The sequence below is a fragment of the Pseudomonas sp. HD6422 genome (genome assembly GCF_025377065.1).
Taxonomy (GTDB): domain Bacteria; phylum Pseudomonadota; class Gammaproteobacteria; order Pseudomonadales; family Pseudomonadaceae; genus Aquipseudomonas; species Aquipseudomonas putida_U.
The window spans coordinates 130,870-147,456 of sequence record NZ_JAHWIW010000013.1 but is presented as its reverse complement, the minus strand read 5'-3'; the positions used below and the strand labels follow the sequence as shown (position 1 = coordinate 147,456).

The window sequence follows — 16,587 nt, the reverse complement described above, 5'->3', positions numbered from 1 at the left end:
CCGTTGTTACCGGTCGTATCGAGCGTGGTATCGTCCGCGTTCAGGATCCGCTGGAAATCGTTGGTCTGCGTGACACCACCACCACCACCTGCACCGGTGTTGAGATGTTCCGCAAGCTGCTGGACGAGGGTCGTGCTGGCGAGAACTGCGGCGTTCTGCTGCGTGGTACCAAGCGTGACGACGTTGAGCGTGGCCAGGTTCTGGTCAAGCCAGGTTCTGTCAAGCCGCACACCAAGTTCACCGCAGAAGTCTACGTTCTGTCGAAGGAAGAAGGCGGCCGTCACACTCCGTTCTTCAAAGGCTACCGTCCTCAGTTCTACTTCCGTACCACTGACGTGACCGGTAACTGCGAGCTGCCGGAAGGCGTTGAAATGGTAATGCCAGGTGACAACATTCAGATGACTGTCACCCTGATCAAGACCATCGCAATGGAAGACGGTCTGCGCTTCGCTATCCGTGAAGGCGGTCGTACCGTCGGCGCCGGCGTCGTAGCCAAAATCATCGAGTAATCCCTCGATCGATTGAAAAAACCCCCGCTCAGCGGGGGTTTTTTTTATTGGGTTGACACTAAATTGGGTCGTCTATAGAATCACGCCTCCTTTTAGCGGGCGTAGTGCGTCCGTTGGGAACAGCCTGGAGTCTGAAATCCAATGCAAAATCAGCAAATCCGTATCAGGTTGAAGGCTTTCGACCATCGCCTGATCGACCAATCCACCCAGGAAATCGTGGAAACCGCGAAACGTACTGGTGCACAAGTGCGTGGTCCAATTCCACTGCCTACCCGCAAAGAGCGTTTCACCGTTCTGGTTTCTCCGCACGTCAACAAAGACGCGCGTGACCAGTACGAGATTCGCACTCATAAGCGTGTTCTGGACATCGTCCAGCCTACGGATAAAACCGTTGACGCGCTGATGAAGCTTGATCTCGCGGCAGGTGTGGAAGTGCAGATCAGCCTCGGCTAAGACTTCGGTCTGGTCGTGTAACGCTCTGAAATGGGCGGCCATAGCGGGTGAAAGCCCCGTACACTCATGAGGTTTACAACATGACTATTGGTGTAATCGGTCGCAAATGCGGTATGACCCGCATTTTCACCGAAGAAGGTGTCTCCATTCCGGTTACGGTCATCGAGATCGAGCCGAATCGCGTCACCCAGTTCAAAACTGAAGAAACCGATGGCTACCGTGCAGTGCAAGTCACTGTCGGCGAGCGTCGTGCTTCGCGTGTGACTGCCGCTCAGGCAGGTCACTTCGCCAAGGCTAACGTTGCCGCTGGTCGCGGTGTTTGGGAGTTCCGTCTTGAAGAAGGCGATTTCCAGGCTGGCGATCTGATCAAAGCTGAACTCTTCACTGCAGGCCAGCTGGTAGACGTAACCGGTCAGTCCAAAGGTAAAGGCTTCGCCGGTACCATCAAGCGCTGGAACTTCCGTGGCCAGGACAACACGCACGGTAACTCCGTGTCGCACCGTGTCCCAGGTTCCATCGGCCAGTGCCAGACTCCTGGTCGTGTGTTCAAGGGCAAGAAAATGTCCGGTCACATGGGCGCCGAGCGCGTGACTGTTCAGTCCCTGGAAGTAGTACGCGTAGACGCTGAGCGCAACCTGCTGCTGGTCAAGGGTGCCGTACCTGGCGCTACTGGCGGCGACGTGGTTGTACGTCCAGCTGTCAAGGCTCGCGGTTAAGGGGAAACTGACATGCAACTTAATGTAAATGACGCTCAGGCGATCGAAGTTTCCGAACTGACTTTCGGTGGCGAATTCAACGAGACGCTGGTACACCAAGCAGTCGTGGCCTACATGGCCGGCGGCCGTCAGGGCACCAAGCAGCAGAAGACCCGTTCCGACGTAGCTGGTGGCGGTAAGCGCCCATGGCGTCAGAAGGGTACTGGCCGTGCTCGTGCTGGTACCACTCGTGGTCCGATCTGGCGTGGCGGTGGTGTTACCTTCGCAGCCCGTCCTCAAGATCACTCGCAGAAGCTCAACAAGAAGATGTATCGCGCAGCTCTGCGCTCCATCCTCGCTGAGCTGGTGCGTAGCGACCGTCTGGTCGTGGTTCAGGACTTCGCTGTTGAAGCCCCGAAAACCAAAGATCTGCTGAACAAGCTGAACGGCATGGGTCTGAACGACGTACTGATCGTTTCCGACGCTGTTGATCAGAACCTGTACCTGGCTGCTCGCAACCTGCCGCACGTCGACGTACGTGACGTTCAAGGTTCCGACCCGGTCAGTCTGATCGCATACGAGAAAGTGTTGATCACTGTCTCGGCCGTGAAGAAATTCGAGGAGCTGCTGGGATGAACCAGGAACGCGTATTCAAAGTCCTCCTTGGCCCGCACGTTTCCGAGAAGGCTACCGTTCTGGCTGAGAAAAAAGGCCAGTTCGTATTCAAGGTTGCTACTGATGCAACCAAGCTGGAAATCAAGAAAGCTGTCGAAGGCCTGTTCAACGTAAAAGTTGAAAACGTGTCGACTGTTAACGTTCTGGGTAAAACCAAGCGTACCGCACGTGGTCTGGGCAAGCGTAATGACTGGAAGAAGGCGATCGTCTCCCTTCAGCCAGGCCAAGATCTCGATTTCAGCAGCAGTGCTGAGTAAGGAAGGGGTGCATCATGGCAATCGTTAAATGCAAACCGACTTCCCCTGGCCGCCGTTTCGTGGTCAAGGTGGTCAACCAGGAGCTGCACAAAGGCGCTCCTCACGCACCGCTGATCGAGAAAAAATCGAAGTCTGGTGGTCGTAACAACAATGGCCGTATTACCACTCGTCACGTTGGTGGTGGTCACAAGCAGCATTACCGTCTGGTCGACTTCCGTCGCAACGACAAAGATGGCATCCCAGCCACTGTCGAGCGTATCGAATACGATCCAAACCGTACTGCTCACATCGCCCTGCTGTGCTACGCAGACGGTGAGCGTCGCTACATCATCGCCCCTAAAGGCGTGAGCGCTGGCGACCAGCTGATCGCAGGTGCACTGGCCCCAATCAAGGCCGGTAACTCCCTGCAACTGCGCAACATTCCAGTGGGTAGCACCATTCACGGCATCGAACTGAAGCCGGGTAAAGGTGCTCAGATCGCTCGTTCCGCTGGTGCCTCGGCTCAGCTGATCGCTCGCGAAGGTGTCTACGTGACCCTGCGTCTGCGCTCTGGTGAAATGCGTAAAGTCCTGGCTGAGTGCCGTGCGACCCTGGGTGAAGTCTCGAACTCCGAGCACAGCCTGCGTTCGCTGGGTAAAGCTGGTGCCAAACGCTGGCGCGGCGTTCGCCCAACCGTTCGTGGTGTTGCCATGAACCCGGTTGACCACCCGCATGGTGGTGGTGAAGGTCGTACCTCCGGTGGTCGTCATCCGGTATCGCCATGGGGCTTCCCAACCAAGGGTGCGAAAACCCGTGGTAATAAGCGTACCGACAACATGATCGTCCGTCGTCGCAAGTAACTAGAGGGATACGACAGTGCCACGTTCTCTGAAAAAAGGTCCTTTTATCGATCTTCACCTGCTGAAGAAGATCGAAGTGGCGGTGGAGAAGAACGATCGCAAGCCAGTTAAAACCTGGTCGCGTCGCTCGATGATCCTGCCACAAATGGTCGGTCTGACCATCGCGGTTCACAACGGTCGCCAGCATGTCCCAGTTCTCGTGAACGAAGACATGGTCGGCCACAAACTGGGCGAGTTCGCCGGTACCCGCACCTATCGCGGGCACGTGGCTGACAAGAAAGCCAAGCGTTAAGGGGTAAGGAAATGGAAGTAGCCGCTAAGTTGTCGGGCGCTCGAATCTCCGCCCAGAAAGCCCGCTTGGTCGCCGACCAGATCCGCGGGAAGAAGGTGGGCGAAGCGCTCAACCTGTTGGCCTTCAGCAGCAAAAAAGCCGCTGAAATCATGAAGAAAGTCCTCGAGTCGGCCGTAGCCAACGCCGAACACAACGAAGGCGCAGACGTTGATGACCTGAAGGTCTCCACCGTCTTCGTCAACGAAGGGCGTTCGCTGAAGCGCATCATGCCGCGTGCCAAAGGCCGCGCTGATCGCATCGTCAAGCGGTCTTGCCATATCACTGTCAAGGTTGCGGACAAGTAACGGAGTCGATCAGATGGGTCAGAAAGTACATCCCACTGGCATTCGCCTGGGAATCGTCAAGGAGCACACCTCCGTCTGGTACGCAGACGGTGCTACTTACGCAGATTACCTGTTGAAGGATCTGAAAACGCGTGAGTACCTCCAAGACAAACTAAAAAGCGCGTCCGTAAGCCGTATCGATATTCATCGTCCGGCTCAAACTGCACGCATCACCATCCACACCGCTCGTCCCGGTATCGTTATCGGCAAGAAAGGTGAAGATGTCGAGAAGCTGCGTCAGGACCTGACCAAGCAGATGGGTGTGCCTGTGCACATCAACATCGAAGAGATCCGCAAGCCGGAACTCGACGCTATGCTGGTTGCGCAGAGCGTAGCTCAGCAGCTGGAACGCCGCGTAATGTTCCGTCGTGCCATGAAGCGCGCCGTACAGAACGCCATGCGTATTGGTGCCAAAGGCATCAAGATCCAGGTGAGCGGTCGTCTCGGCGGTGCTGAGATTGCTCGTACCGAGTGGTATCGCGAAGGTCGTGTGCCTCTGCACACCCTGCGTGCCGATATCGACTACAACACCTACGAAGCTCACACCACCTACGGTGTGATCGGTGTGAAGGTTTGGATCTTCAAAGGCGAAGTGATTGGTGGTCGCCAAGAAGAACTGAAACCACAAGCACCAGCGCCTCGTAAAAAAGCTGCTAAGTAAGGGGTACGCCAAATGTTGCAACCAAAGCGTACAAAATTCCGCAAGCAGATGACTGGCCACAACCGTGGTCTGGCACTGCGCGGTAGCAAAGTCAGCTTCGGCGAATTCGCCCTGAAAGCTGTTGCTCGCGGTCGCCTCACCGCTCGCCAGATCGAGTCGGCACGTCGTGCTCTGACTCGTCACGTAAAACGTGGCGGTAAGATCTGGATCCGTGTGTTCCCGGACAAGCCGATCTCCAAGAAGCCTCTCGAGGTTCGTATGGGTAAAGGTAAGGGTTCCGTGGAATACTGGGTTGCCCAGATCCAGCCAGGCAAAGTCCTGTATGAGATCGAGGGTGTTTCTGAAGAGCTGGCGCGCGAAGCTTTCGCCCTGGCTGCTGCAAAGCTGCCTCTCGCCACCTCCTTTGTTAAGCGGACGGTGATGTGATGAAAGCGAATGAACTTCGTGAAAAATCGGCACAGCAACTGAATGAGCAACTGCTCGGCTTGCTGCGCGACCAGTTCAATCTGCGTATGCAGAAAGCAACTGGCCAGTTGGGGCAGTCGCACCTGCTCTCGCAAGTTAAGCGTGACATCGCTCGCGTGAAAACTGTGCTCAACCAGCAGGCAGGTAAGTGATCATGGCTGAAGCTGAAAAAACCGTCCGTACGCTGACTGGCCGTGTCGTCAGCGACAAAATGGACAAGACCATCACCGTTCTGATCGAGCGTCGCGTAAAGCACCCGATCTACGGTAAATACGTTAAGCGTTCGACTAAGCTGCACGCGCACGACGAATCCAACCAGTGCAAGATCGGCGACAAGGTTTCCATCCGTGAAACCCGTCCGCTGGCCAAGACCAAGTCCTGGGCACTGGTTGAAGTCCTCGAACGCGCTGTTGAAGTCTAAGGGCTAGGGGTCGGAGAAATTTTATGATTCAGACTCAATCCATGCTCGATGTGGCCGATAACAGCGGCGCTCGTCGCGTCATGTGCATCAAGGTGCTCGGTGGTTCGCACCGCCGTTACGCCGGCATCGGTGACATCATCAAAGTTACCGTCAAGGAAGCAATTCCGCGCGGTAAGGTCAAAAAAGGCCAGGTGATGACCGCTGTTGTCGTCCGTACCCGTCACGGTGTACGTCGCGCTGACGGTTCCATCATTCGTTTCGACGGCAACGCTGCTGTTCTGCTGAACACCAAGCAAGAGCCGATCGGCACTCGCATCTTCGGGCCAGTGACCCGTGAACTTCGTACTGAGAAGTTCATGAAGATCGTCTCGCTCGCCCCTGAAGTGCTGTAAGGAGATCCGACATGCAAAAGATTCGTCGTGACGACGAGATCATCGTGATCGCCGGCAAAGACAAAGGTAAGCGCGGTAAGGTGCTGAAGGTTCTCGCTGACGACCGTCTGGTCGTTGGCGGTGTCAACCTGGTCAAGCGTCATACCAAGCCTAACCCGATGGCGGGCGTTCAGGGCGGTATCGTCGAGAAAGAAGCGCCTCTGCACGCTTCCAACGTTGCCATCTTCAATGGCGAAACCAACAAGGCTGACCGCGTTGGTTTCAAAGTAGAAGACGGTAAGAAAATTCGTGTCTTCAAGTCGACCCAAAAAGCGGTTGATGCTTGAACACTGCTAGGTAGAAGACCATGGCACGACTGAAAGAGATTTACCGGAACGAAATCGCTCCCAAGCTTAAGGAAGAACTTAAGCTGTCGAACGTGATGGAAGTTCCGCGCGTTACCAAGATCACCCTGAACATGGGTCTGGGCGAAGCGATCGGTGACAAGAAAGTCATCGAGCACGCTGTTGCCGACCTGGAAAAGATCACCGGTCAAAAGCCGGTCGTGACTTTCGCTCGTAAATCCATCGCGGGCTTCAAAGTCCGTGAAGGCTGGCCGATCGGTGTCAAGGTGACCCTGCGTCGCGAAAAGATGTACGAATTCCTGGACCGCCTGCTGGCGATCTCCCTGCCTCGGGTTCGCGACTTCCGCGGCCTGAATGCCAAGTCCTTCGATGGTCGTGGCAACTACAGCATGGGCGTGAAAGAGCAGATCATCTTCCCGGAAATCGATTACGACAAGATCGATGCTCTGCGCGGTTTGGACATCACCCTGACCACCACTGCTCGTTCGGACGACGAAGGCCGCGCTCTGCTGCGTGCTTTCAAGTTCCCGTTCCGCAACTGATTGGAGTAGGAAAATGGCCAAGAAGAGCATGAAGAACCGCGAGCTGAAGCGTCAGCTCACGGTAGCCAAGTTCGCTAAGAAGCGTGCTGAGCTGAAAGCGACCATCGTCAACGTCAACGCCTCTCCAGAAGAGCGTTTCGCTGCCGTTGTCGCGCTGCAGAAGCAACCCCGCGACGCCAGCGCTTCGCGCCTGCGCAACCGTTGCCGCCTGACCGGTCGTCCTCACGGTGTATACCGTAAGTTCGGCCTGGGCCGTAACATGCTGCGTCAAGCTGCAATGCGTGGCGACGTACCAGGTCTGGTCAAAGCCTCCTGGTAAGTGCTGCAGGTGTGATCCCGGTGGAAGGGGAGCAATCTTCCGACCACCGGTGACCTCGCCAACGAACAAGCCCCTTCATGGGGCTTGTTTCGTTTCTGCCTTGTGTCTAGAATGACCGGCTCACCTGAGCCTGGGTTTTTTGCCCTGCCTGCTCGGGTGGTTGTGATAGCCGCAAGGCTAATTATTCTTGTATCAGGAGCATCTAGCCCATGAGTATGCAGGACCCGTTAGCGGACATGCTAACTCGCATCCGTAATGCCCAGATGGCTGAAAAGTCCGTCGTAAGCATGCCTTCCTCCACCCTGAAGGTCGCGGTTGCCAAAGTTCTGAAAGACGAAGGTTACATCGCTGGCTACCAGGTGACTGGTGAGGCCAAACCTTCCCTCTCGATCGAACTGAAGTACTTCGAAGGCCGTCCGGTCATCGAGGAGCTGAAGCGCTCCAGCCGTCCAGGCCTGCGCCAGTACAAGTCCGTCGCAGAGCTGCCGAAAGTACGTGGCGGCCTGGGCGTGTCTATCGTCTCCACCAACAAAGGTGTGATGACTGATCGCGCTGCGCGCGCTGCCGGTGTCGGCGGCGAAGTTCTGTGCACAGTGTTCTAAGGGGAGATAGGCATGTCTCGCGTCGCTAAGAACCCCGTTAAGCTGCCATCTGGTGTCGAAGTCAAATTCGCCGGCCAGCAGCTTTCGGTGAAGGGTGCCAAAGGCACTCTCGAACTGAACGTTCACTCGTCTGTTGAAGTTACCGAAGAGTCTGGCGAGCTGCGTTTCGTCGCTCGCAACGGTGATCAGCAAGCTCGCGCCATGGCCGGTACCACCCGTGCTCTGGTCAACAACATGGTCCAGGGCGTAAGCCAAGGCTTCGAGCGCAAGCTCCAGCTGGTCGGTGTTGGTTACAAGGCACAGGCCAAGGGCACCGTCCTGAACCTGGCTCTGGGCTTCTCGCATCCAGTGGACTACGAACTGCCAGCCGGTATCACCGCTGAAACGCCTAGCCAGACCGACATCCTGATCAAGGGTATCGACAAGCAGCTGGTAGGTCAGGTGGCCGCTGAAATCCGCGGGTTCCGTCCGCCAGAGCCTTACAAAGGCAAAGGTGTGCGTTACGCGGACGAAGTAGTCCGTCGTAAAGAAGCCAAGAAGAAGTAGGGCCTAGCAAATGACCGACAAAAAAGTTACTCGACTGCGTCGCGCTCGCAAAGCACGCCTCAAGATGCACGAACTCGAAGTCGTGCGCCTGTGCGTGTTCCGCTCTTCGCAGCACATCTACGCCCAGGTCATTTCGGCCGACGGCAGCAAGGTTCTGGCAAGCGCCTCGACCTTGGACAAAGAACTGCGTGATGGCGCCACTGGCAACATCGACGCGGCCACTAAGGTTGGCAAGCTGGTAGCTGAGCGTGCGAAAGCCGCCGGTGTATCTCAAGTTGCCTTTGACCGTTCCGGCTTCAAGTACCATGGCCGCGTCAAAGCGCTGGCTGATGCTGCTCGTGAAGGCGGGCTGGAGTTCTAAGTTATGGCAAATAACGATCAAAAGCGCGACGAAGGCTACATCGAGAAGCTGGTTCAAGTTAACCGCGTAGCTAAAACCGTAAAAGGCGGCCGTATCTTCACCTTCACCGCGTTGACCGTGGTAGGTGATGGCAAGGGTCGCGTCGGTTTCGGCCGTGGCAAATCGCGTGAAGTACCTGCCGCGATCCAGAAAGCCATGGAAGCTGCCCGTCGCAACATGATCCAGGTTGACCTGAAAGGCACCACCCTGCAGTACGCCACCAAGGCCGCCCACGGCGCCTCGAAGGTCTACATGCAGCCTGCCTCGGAAGGTACCGGTATCATCGCCGGCGGCGCCATGCGTGCCGTCCTGGAAGTTGCTGGTGTTCAGAACGTCCTGGCCAAGTGCTACGGTTCGACCAACCCAGTGAACGTGGTCTACGCCACTTTCAAGGGTCTGAAAGCCATGCAATCTCCTGAGTCCATTGCTGCCAAGCGCGGCAAGAGCGTTGAGGAGATCTTCTGATCATGGCAACTGTAAAAGTAACGCTGATCAAGAGCACCGCTGGCCGCCTGCCTAACCACATCCTGTGCGTTAAAGGCCTGGGTCTGCGTCGCATCGGTCACACTGTAGAAGTCCAGGATACTCCCGAGAATCGCGGGATGATCAACAAGGCTTACTACATGCTGCGCGTCGAGGGTTAATCGATGAAACTCAATGATCTGAGTCCAGCGCCGGGTTCCCGTCGCGAGAAGCATCGTCCGGGTCGTGGTATCGGTAGCGGTCTGGGCAAGACTGGTGGCCGCGGCCACAAAGGTCAAACCTCCCGTTCCGGTGGTTCGATCGCTCCGGGCTTCGAAGGCGGTCAACAGCCGCTGCACCGTCGTCTGCCGAAGTTCGGCTTCGTTTCCCTGAAAGCCATGGACCGCGCCGAAGTGCGTCTGTCCGAGCTGGCCAAAGTGGAAGGCGACGTGGTTTCCGTGCAATCCCTGAAGGATGCCAACGTGATCGGCCAGAACGTACAGCGTGTGAAAATCATGCTGTCTGGCGAAGTCACTCGCGCAGTCACCATCAAGGGTATCGCAGCCACCAAGGGTGCGCGTGCGGCTATCGAAGCAGCTGGCGGCAAGTTCGAGGAATAAATGGCTAAGCAAGGTGCTCTCTCTTCGCTCGGTAAGGGCGGGATGTCGGAACTCTGGGCTCGTCTGCGCTTTCTGTTCATGGCGATCATCGTCTATCGGATAGGTGCGCATATCCCGGTTCCAGGCATCAATCCAGACCGTCTGGCGGATCTGTTTCGGCAGAATGAGGGGACCATTCTTAGCTTGTTCAACATGTTCTCCGGTGGCGCGCTCGAGCGCATGAGCATCTTTGCATTGGGGATCATGCCGTACATCTCGGCATCGATCATCATGCAGCTGATGACTGCGGTCAGCCCGCAACTGGAGCAGTTGAAGAAGGAAGGTGAAGCTGGCCGTCGCAAGATCAGCCAGTACACCCGCTACGGCACCGTTATTCTGGCGCTGGTCCAAGCCATTGGCATGTCCATTGGCCTGGCCAACCAGGGCGTGGCGTTTTCTGTTGGGCTTGGCTTCTATGTCGTCGCCGTCTCCACCTTCGTGGCAGGCGCGATGTTCATGATGTGGCTGGGCGAGCAGATCACCGAGCGCGGTGTGGGCAACGGTATCTCGATGTTGATCTTCGCAGGTATCGTTGCCGGTCTTCCGAGAGCAATCGGGCAGTCTTTCGAGTCTGCACGCACAGGCGATATCAATATTTTCGCCCTGGTCGCTATCGGTTTGCTGGCAGTAGCGATTATCGGTTTCGTGGTGTTCATCGAGCGTGGTCAGCGTCGTATCGCCGTTCACTACGCCAAGCGTCAGCAGGGCCGCAAGGTCTTCGCTGCGCAGACCAGCCACTTGCCGTTGAAGGTGAACATGGCAGGGGTCATCCCGGCCATTTTCGCGAGCAGCATTCTGCTGTTCCCGGCTTCGCTGGGTGCCTGGTTCGGTCAGTCCGAAGGTATGGGCTGGCTGCAGGACATCTCGCAGTCGATCGCTCCTGGTCAGCCGTTGAACATTCTGCTGTTTAGTGCAGGGATCATTTTCTTCTGCTTCTTCTACACAGCGTTGATGTTCAACCCGAAAGACGTAGCGGAAAACCTGAAGAAGTCCGGTGCCTTTATTCCGGGTATCCGTCCTGGTGAGCAGTCGGCACGCTACATTGATGGCGTTCTGACCCGTTTGACCATGTTCGGTGCTCTTTACATGATGGCCGTCTGCCTTCTGCCCCAGTTCCTGGTGGTGGCAGCAAATGTGCCGTTCTACCTTGGCGGGACCTCGTTGCTGATTGTGGTAGTGGTTGTGATGGACTTCATGTCCCAAGTACAATCGCACCTCGTTTCGCACCAGTACGAATCCCTGATGAAGAAAGCCAACCTGAAAGGCTACGGCGGCAGCGGTCTGCTGCGCTGATTTAGCCCCTTAAGGTTCGAGGAGTCGGTAATGAAAGTTCGTGCATCGGTGAAAAAGCTGTGCCGTAACTGCAAGATCATCCGTCGCGAAGGCGTCGTACGAGTGATCTGCAGCGCGGAACCGCGTCACAAGCAGCGCCAAGGCTGAGTGTGATCTGCGCTTCAAACCCAGCAGCTAGTGTGCTGCTGGGTTGATTAATCGTTTCTACAGCGATATTATCTCGCGCCCTATTTCTTGGCTTCCGGGGCGTAGGTAGCTGTCAATTGGAGTCCCACTGAATGGCCCGTATTGCAGGCGTCAACATTCCAGATAACAAGCATACTGTTATCTCGCTGACCTACATCTATGGTGTCGGTCGCACAACTGCACAGAAGATCTGTGCAGACGCTGGTGTAAACCCAGCCGCTAAGATCAAGGATCTGAGCGACGAGCAAATCGAAACCCTGCGTGGCGAAGTCGCGAAGTTCACCACCGAAGGTGACCTGCGCCGTGACGTCAACATGAAGATCAAGCGCTTGATGGACCTGGGTTGCTACCGCGGCCTGCGTCATCGTAAAGGTCTGCCGGTCCGCGGTCAGCGCACCAAGACCAACGCACGCACCCGTAAGGGCCCGCGTAAGCCGATCCGCAAGTAATCGCCCAGGAATATAGACATGGCAAAACCTGCTGCTCGTCCTCGTAAGAAAGTCAAAAAGACAGTGGTTGATGGCATCGCCCACATCCATGCGTCTTTCAACAACACCATCGTGACCATCACCGACCGTCAGGGCAATGCTTTGTCCTGGGCGACCTCCGGTGGTTCGGGTTTCCGTGGTTCGCGCAAATCCACCCCGTTCGCAGCTCAGATCGCTGCTGAGCGTGCTGGTCAAGCTGCGCTGGAATACGGCCTGAAAAACCTCGACGTTAACGTCAAGGGTCCAGGTCCAGGTCGTGAGTCCGCCGTTCGTGCACTGAACAGCTGCGGCTACAAGATCGCCAGCATCACCGACGTGACGCCAATCCCGCACAACGGGTGCCGTCCGCCGAAGAAGCGTCGCGTGTAATCAGGAGACAGAAGAATGGCACGTTACATTGGTCCAAAATGCAAACTGTCTCGTCGTGAAGGCACTGACCTGTTCCTGAAGAGCGGCGTTCGCGCTCTGGAATCGAAGTGCAACATCGAAGCAGCCCCAGGTATCCACGGCCAGCGCCGTGGCCGTCAGTCCGACTACGGTACCCAGCTGCGCGAGAAGCAAAAAGTCCGTCGTATCTACGGTGTTCTGGAGCGTCAGTTCCGCGGTTACTACCAAGCTGCTGCCTCGAAAAAAGGCGCAACCGGTGAGAACCTGCTGCAACTGCTCGAGTGCCGTCTGGATAACGTCGTCTACCGTATGGGCTTCGGCTCGACTCGTTCCGAGTCCCGTCAGCTGGTTTCGCACAAAGCGATCAGCGTCAACGGTAAGACTGTAAACATTCCATCCTACCAAGTTCGTCCGGGTGACGTGGTCGCGGTTCGCGAGAAGTCGCTGAGCCAGCTGCGCATTGTTCAAGCCCTTGAACTGTGCGCCCAGCGTGGCCGCGTTGAGTGGGTTGACGTGGATGCTGCTAAAAAGTCGGGCGTTTTCAAGAACGTTCCTGCTCGCAGCGACCTGTCTGCCGACATCAACGAGAACCTGATTGTCGAGCTCTACTCCAAGTAAGGGCTAGAAAATAGGTGCATCCATGCAGATTTCGGTAAATGAGTTCCTGACTCCCCGCCACATTGATGTGCAGGTAGTCAGTCCGACCCGCGCCAAGATCACCCTCGAGCCTCTCGAGCGTGGTTTCGGCCATACCCTGGGCAACGCGCTGCGCCGCATCCTGTTGTCCTCCATGCCTGGCTGTGCAGTAGTCGAGGCCGAGATCGATGGCGTACTCCACGAGTACTCCGCGATCGAAGGTGTTCAGGAAGACGTAATTGAAATCCTGTTGAACCTGAAAGGCCTGGCTATCAAACTGCACGGTCGTGACGAAGTTACGCTGACCTTGTCGAAAAAGGGTTCGGGGGTGGTTACCGCTGCCGATATTCAGCTGGATCACGATGTCGAGATCGTCAACCCCGATCACGTAATCGCGAACCTGGCGTCCAACGGCGCCCTGAACATGAAGCTCACCGTAGCTCGTGGTCGCGGTTACGAGCCGGCCGACTCCCGTCAGACTGACGAAGACGAAAGCCGTAGCATTGGCCGTCTTCAGCTGGACGCTTCGTTCAGCCCGGTGCGTCGTATCGCCTATGTGGTCGAGAACGCCCGTGTTGAGCAGCGTACCAACCTGGACAAGCTGGTCATTGATCTGGAAACCAACGGCACCCTGGATCCTGAAGAGGCTATCCGTCGCGCTGCGACCATCCTGCAACAGCAGCTGGCCGCGTTCGTCGACCTCAAAGGTGACAGCGAGCCTGTCGTAGTCGAGCAGGAAGACGAGATCGATCCGATCCTGCTGCGTCCGGTTGACGACCTGGAACTGACTGTACGTTCGGCCAACTGCCTCAAGGCGGAGAACATCTACTACATCGGCGACCTGATTCAGCGTACCGAAGTAGAGCTGTTGAAGACTCCTAACCTGGGCAAGAAGTCCCTGACTGAAATCAAGGACGTCCTGGCCTCTCGTGGTCTGTCTCTCGGCATGCGCCTCGACAACTGGCCGCCTGCAAGTCTTAAGAAAGACGACAAGGCGACCGCCTGATCGTCGTAATCACCGAACGTAGTGTTTGGTAAGGAATGAATCATGCGTCATCGTAAAAGTGGACGTCACCTGAGCCGTACCAGCTCTCACCGCAAGGCTATGTTCCAGAACATGGCAGTGTCGTTGATCGAGCACGAGCTGATCAAAACCACCCTGCCGAAAGCCAAGGAACTGCGCCGCGTTGCCGAGCCGCTGATCACCCTGGCCAAGGAAGACAGCGTTGCGAACCGCCGCCTGGCCTTCGATCGTACCCGTTCGAAGTCCGCTGTAGGCAAGCTGTTCAACGACCTGGGCAAGCGTTACGCCACCCGTCAGGGCGGCTACCTGCGCATCCTGAAGTGCGGTTTCCGCGCTGGCGACAACGCCCCTATGGCGTACGTCGAGCTGGTTGATCGTCCGGTCGGTGGTGCTGTAGAAGCTGCCGAGTAAGACGTTCTGTCTGCTACAAAGAACCGGGCCTAGCGCCCGGTTTTTTGTGGTTACTTGTATTGTTAATTTCTATTGCTTTAAGTCATTCAATGAATTTGTTCTAGCTAGGCCCCTCGCCGATACTCCTTTCAAGCCAAGCCGATTAGCCGGCCTTCGAGACCGATAAGGAGAGCTCATGAGCAAGATTCTCACCACCGCCAGCGGTGCCCCTGTAGCTGACAATCAGAATTCCCGTTCCGCTGGCCCACGTGGTCCGCTGATGCTTGATGACTTCCATCTGATCGAGAAACTCGCTCACTTCAACCGTGAAAATATTCCCGAGCGGCGCGTCCACGCCAAGGGATCCGGTGCCTATGGCACTTTCACGGTGACGCGCGATATCACTGGATACACCAGCGCCAAGTTGTTCGAACAAATCGGCAAGCAGACTGAAACCTTCTTGCGCTTCTCCACCGTTGGCGGCGAACGTGGCTCCGCCGACACCGAGCGCGATCCGCGCGGCTTCGCGGTGAAGTTCTATACCGAGGAAGGCAACTGGGACATCGTCGGCAACAACACCCCGGTGTTCTTCATCCGCGACCCCCTGAAATTCCCAGACTTCATCCACACCCAGAAGCGTCACCCACAGACCAACCTGAAGAATGCCCAGATGATGTGGGACTTCTGGTCGCATTCCCCCGAGGCATTGCACCAGGTCACCATCCTTTTCTCGGATCGTGGCATTCCGGATGGCTATCGTCATATGCACGGCTTTGGCAGTCACACCTATAGCCTGATCAATGCGCAGGGCGAGCGCACTTGGGTGAAGTGGCATTTCAAGACTCAGCAAGGTATCAAGAACCTCGCTCCGGCAGAGGCTGCACGGCTGGCCGGCAGTGACCCAGACTATGCCCAACGCGACCTCTTCGAGGCCATCGAGCGAGGCGACTTCCCACGCTGGACGGTGTGCATCCAGGTCATGAGTGAGGCCGAGGCCGCACAACGCGCCGAGAATCCTTTCGACGTGACCAAGACCTGGTCGCAGAAGGATTACCCTTTGATCGAAGTGGGTGTACTCGAGCTCAACCGAAATCCGCTCAACTATTTTGCTGAAGTCGAGCAGGCCGCGTTTGGTCCGAGCAACATGGTCCCCGGGGTCGGCTTGTCGCCGGACCGCATGCTGCAAGGCCGTGTCTTCGCCTACGCCGATGCCCACCGCTATCGGGTCGGTACCAATCACCAGCAACTGCCAGTGAATGCCCCGCGGTGCCCGGTCAACAGCTACCAGCGTGACGGTTCGATGGCGATGGGCAGCTATGGCAGTGCACCGAACTACGAGCCAAACAGCTACGCCGACGCACCCAAGCAGTCGCCACGTCACGCCGAGCCTGCGCTGGCCCTGAGCGGCGCAGCGGATCGTCACGATCATCGTGAAGATTCCGATTACTACAGCCACGCCGGCGCGCTGTTCCGTTTGATGAGCGACGAGCAGAAAGCACTGCTGATCAACAACATCGCCGGCACCATGGCAGCCGTCAGCGAAGATGTGGTCCAGCGGCAGTTGCAGTACTTCTTCAAGGCCGATCCGGCTTACGGAGAGGGGATCGCCAAGGCCTTGGGCTTGAATCTCGACTAAGTCGAAGTGATAAGAAGAACCGCCCTCATTTGGGCGGTTTTTCAATGAATATCACTACTGTTTAACCGATTTTTTGCTTCTAATTGCGCATTTCTCAGTGACCGCGACCAAAAGCTGGTTCACACTATGCTCATTGGCGTTTTCATATGGAGAAACAGGGCGATGCAAGGCCACCCGGACGTAATCAACTACCTCGTCACGTTGCTGAAGGGCGAACTGGCCGCACGTGACCAGTACTTCATTCACTCGCGCATGTACGAAGACTGGGGGCTGACCAAGCTCTACGAGCGTATCAACCACGAGATGGAAGAAGAGACCCAGCACGCTGACGCCCTGATGCGCCGTATCCTCATGCTGGAAGGCACCCCGGACATGCGCGCCGATGACCTCGAAGTGGGTACCACCGTGCCGGAAATGATCGAGGCCGACCTCAAGCTCGAGTACAAGGTGCGCGGCGCCCTGTGCAAAGGCATCGAGTTGTGCGAACTGCACAAGGACTATGTCAGCCGCGATATCCTCCGTGCGCAGCTGGCCGATACAGAAGAAGATCACACCTACTGGCTGGAGAAGCAGCAAGGGCTGATCAAGGCCATTGGTCTGGAGAACTACCTGCAATCGCAGATGTAAGTTA

General features: G+C 56.7%; 31 protein-coding genes. All 31 read left to right on the top strand.

Going from position 1 to position 16,587, the window contains the following annotated elements; translation table 11 throughout:
- On the top strand, nt 1-509 hold a 509-nt coding region (locus KY379_RS12135; protein ID WP_261240141.1), incomplete at its 5' end, for an EF-Tu/IF-2/RF-3 family GTPase.
- Nucleotides 510-650: 141 nt separating this feature from the next.
- On the top strand, nt 651-962 hold the full coding sequence (gene rpsJ, locus KY379_RS12130) for a 30S ribosomal protein S10 (RefSeq protein ID WP_003186070.1): 312 nt from the start codon (nt 651-653) through the stop codon (nt 960-962).
- Between the two features lie 80 nt (nt 963-1,042).
- The gene (gene rplC, locus KY379_RS12125) at nt 1,043-1,678 is read left to right on the top strand and encodes a 50S ribosomal protein L3 (protein ID WP_003257089.1); all 636 of its coding nucleotides are present in this window, start codon (nt 1,043-1,045) and stop codon (nt 1,676-1,678) included.
- Between the two features lie 12 nt (nt 1,679-1,690).
- Nucleotides 1,691-2,293 (top strand): 50S ribosomal protein L4, encoded by a 603-nt coding sequence (gene rplD / locus KY379_RS12120; RefSeq protein WP_008089819.1) that lies wholly within the window; start codon nt 1,691-1,693, stop codon nt 2,291-2,293.
- Nucleotides 2,290-2,589, top strand: coding sequence for a 50S ribosomal protein L23 (gene rplW / locus KY379_RS12115; RefSeq protein ID WP_003255484.1), 300 nt, complete (start codon nt 2,290-2,292; stop codon nt 2,587-2,589). The genes rplD and rplW overlap by 4 nt, the downstream gene beginning before the upstream one ends.
- 14 nt (nt 2,590-2,603) lie before the next feature.
- The gene (rplB, locus tag KY379_RS12110; protein WP_015268750.1) at nt 2,604-3,428 is read left to right on the top strand and encodes a 50S ribosomal protein L2; all 825 of its coding nucleotides are present in this window, start codon (nt 2,604-2,606) and stop codon (nt 3,426-3,428) included.
- 16 nt (nt 3,429-3,444) lie between these two features.
- Nucleotides 3,445-3,720, top strand: coding sequence for a 30S ribosomal protein S19 (rpsS, locus tag KY379_RS12105; RefSeq protein ID WP_010486981.1), 276 nt, complete (start codon nt 3,445-3,447; stop codon nt 3,718-3,720).
- An 11-nt stretch (nt 3,721-3,731) separates the two neighbouring features.
- The gene (rplV, locus tag KY379_RS12100; protein ID WP_003103908.1) at nt 3,732-4,064 is read left to right on the top strand and encodes a 50S ribosomal protein L22; all 333 of its coding nucleotides are present in this window, start codon (nt 3,732-3,734) and stop codon (nt 4,062-4,064) included.
- Between the two features lie 13 nt (nt 4,065-4,077).
- Entirely contained in the window at nt 4,078-4,764 is a 687-nt protein-coding gene (gene rpsC, locus KY379_RS12095; RefSeq protein WP_003255481.1) for a 30S ribosomal protein S3, read from the top strand.
- 12 nt (nt 4,765-4,776) lie between these two features.
- The gene (rplP, locus tag KY379_RS12090) at nt 4,777-5,190 is read left to right on the top strand and encodes a 50S ribosomal protein L16 (protein ID WP_003255479.1); all 414 of its coding nucleotides are present in this window, start codon (nt 4,777-4,779) and stop codon (nt 5,188-5,190) included.
- The gene (gene rpmC, locus KY379_RS12085; RefSeq protein ID WP_002555481.1) at nt 5,190-5,381 is read left to right on the top strand and encodes a 50S ribosomal protein L29; all 192 of its coding nucleotides are present in this window, start codon (nt 5,190-5,192) and stop codon (nt 5,379-5,381) included. The genes rplP and rpmC overlap by 1 nt, the downstream gene beginning before the upstream one ends.
- Nucleotides 5,382-5,383: 2 nt before the next feature.
- Nucleotides 5,384-5,650: a 30S ribosomal protein S17 gene (rpsQ, locus tag KY379_RS12080; RefSeq protein ID WP_008089812.1), complete on the top strand. Its 267-nt coding sequence runs from the start codon at nt 5,384-5,386 to the stop codon at nt 5,648-5,650.
- A gap of 23 nt (nt 5,651-5,673) precedes the next feature.
- Nucleotides 5,674-6,042 (top strand): 50S ribosomal protein L14, encoded by a 369-nt coding sequence (gene rplN, locus KY379_RS12075; protein WP_008089810.1) that lies wholly within the window; start codon nt 5,674-5,676, stop codon nt 6,040-6,042.
- 11 nt (nt 6,043-6,053) lie between these two features.
- A complete protein-coding gene (rplX, locus tag KY379_RS12070; protein WP_016715319.1) occupies nt 6,054-6,368 on the top strand; it encodes a 50S ribosomal protein L24 in 315 nt (104 codons plus the stop codon).
- A 20-nt stretch (nt 6,369-6,388) separates the two neighbouring features.
- Complete coding sequence (gene rplE, locus KY379_RS12065) at nt 6,389-6,928, top strand: 50S ribosomal protein L5 (protein ID WP_012316517.1); 540 nt, start codon at nt 6,389-6,391, stop codon at nt 6,926-6,928.
- 13 nt (nt 6,929-6,941) lie between these two features.
- On the top strand, nt 6,942-7,247 hold the full coding sequence (rpsN, locus tag KY379_RS12060) for a 30S ribosomal protein S14 (protein ID WP_009681970.1): 306 nt from the start codon (nt 6,942-6,944) through the stop codon (nt 7,245-7,247).
- Nucleotides 7,248-7,456: 209 nt separating this feature from the next.
- Nucleotides 7,457-7,849 carry a 30S ribosomal protein S8 gene (rpsH, locus tag KY379_RS12055; RefSeq protein WP_009681971.1) on the top strand — a complete coding sequence of 131 codons (393 nt, stop codon included), beginning with the start codon at nt 7,457-7,459 and terminating at the stop codon, nt 7,847-7,849.
- Between the two features lie 12 nt (nt 7,850-7,861).
- On the top strand, nt 7,862-8,395 hold the full coding sequence (rplF, locus tag KY379_RS12050; protein ID WP_060478898.1) for a 50S ribosomal protein L6: 534 nt from the start codon (nt 7,862-7,864) through the stop codon (nt 8,393-8,395).
- Nucleotides 8,396-8,405: 10 nt separating this feature from the next.
- Nucleotides 8,406-8,756 (top strand): 50S ribosomal protein L18, encoded by a 351-nt coding sequence (gene rplR / locus KY379_RS12045; RefSeq protein WP_009397496.1) that lies wholly within the window; start codon nt 8,406-8,408, stop codon nt 8,754-8,756.
- 3 nt (nt 8,757-8,759) lie between these two features.
- Nucleotides 8,760-9,260 carry a 30S ribosomal protein S5 gene (gene rpsE, locus KY379_RS12040; protein ID WP_003255465.1) on the top strand — a complete coding sequence of 167 codons (501 nt, stop codon included), beginning with the start codon at nt 8,760-8,762 and terminating at the stop codon, nt 9,258-9,260.
- A gap of 2 nt (nt 9,261-9,262) precedes the next feature.
- The gene (rpmD, locus tag KY379_RS12035; RefSeq protein WP_029614570.1) at nt 9,263-9,439 is read left to right on the top strand and encodes a 50S ribosomal protein L30; all 177 of its coding nucleotides are present in this window, start codon (nt 9,263-9,265) and stop codon (nt 9,437-9,439) included.
- Nucleotides 9,440-9,442: 3 nt separating this feature from the next.
- A complete protein-coding gene (gene rplO, locus KY379_RS12030) occupies nt 9,443-9,877 on the top strand; it encodes a 50S ribosomal protein L15 (protein WP_023382625.1) in 435 nt (144 codons plus the stop codon).
- A complete protein-coding gene (secY, locus tag KY379_RS12025; RefSeq protein ID WP_016393394.1) occupies nt 9,878-11,209 on the top strand; it encodes a preprotein translocase subunit SecY in 1,332 nt (443 codons plus the stop codon).
- 30 nt (nt 11,210-11,239) lie between these two features.
- Nucleotides 11,240-11,356: a 50S ribosomal protein L36 gene (gene rpmJ / locus KY379_RS12020; protein ID WP_002555468.1), complete on the top strand. Its 117-nt coding sequence runs from the start codon at nt 11,240-11,242 to the stop codon at nt 11,354-11,356.
- Nucleotides 11,357-11,487: 131 nt separating this feature from the next.
- Nucleotides 11,488-11,844 (top strand): 30S ribosomal protein S13, encoded by a 357-nt coding sequence (gene rpsM / locus KY379_RS12015; protein WP_012316515.1) that lies wholly within the window; start codon nt 11,488-11,490, stop codon nt 11,842-11,844.
- Between the two features lie 18 nt (nt 11,845-11,862).
- Entirely contained in the window at nt 11,863-12,252 is a 390-nt protein-coding gene (rpsK, locus tag KY379_RS12010) for a 30S ribosomal protein S11 (RefSeq protein WP_003255454.1), read from the top strand.
- Between the two features lie 15 nt (nt 12,253-12,267).
- The gene (rpsD, locus tag KY379_RS12005; protein WP_009681977.1) at nt 12,268-12,888 is read left to right on the top strand and encodes a 30S ribosomal protein S4; all 621 of its coding nucleotides are present in this window, start codon (nt 12,268-12,270) and stop codon (nt 12,886-12,888) included.
- A gap of 22 nt (nt 12,889-12,910) precedes the next feature.
- The gene (locus KY379_RS12000) at nt 12,911-13,912 is read left to right on the top strand and encodes a DNA-directed RNA polymerase subunit alpha (RefSeq protein ID WP_003255452.1); all 1,002 of its coding nucleotides are present in this window, start codon (nt 12,911-12,913) and stop codon (nt 13,910-13,912) included.
- Between the two features lie 42 nt (nt 13,913-13,954).
- Entirely contained in the window at nt 13,955-14,341 is a 387-nt protein-coding gene (rplQ, locus tag KY379_RS11995; protein WP_003255451.1) for a 50S ribosomal protein L17, read from the top strand.
- A 175-nt stretch (nt 14,342-14,516) separates the two neighbouring features.
- On the top strand, nt 14,517-15,956 hold the full coding sequence (locus KY379_RS11990; protein WP_196173240.1) for a catalase: 1,440 nt from the start codon (nt 14,517-14,519) through the stop codon (nt 15,954-15,956).
- A gap of 162 nt (nt 15,957-16,118) precedes the next feature.
- A complete protein-coding gene (bfr, locus tag KY379_RS11985; protein WP_133330047.1) occupies nt 16,119-16,583 on the top strand; it encodes a bacterioferritin in 465 nt (154 codons plus the stop codon).
- Nucleotides 16,584-16,587 lie beyond the last annotated feature (4 nt).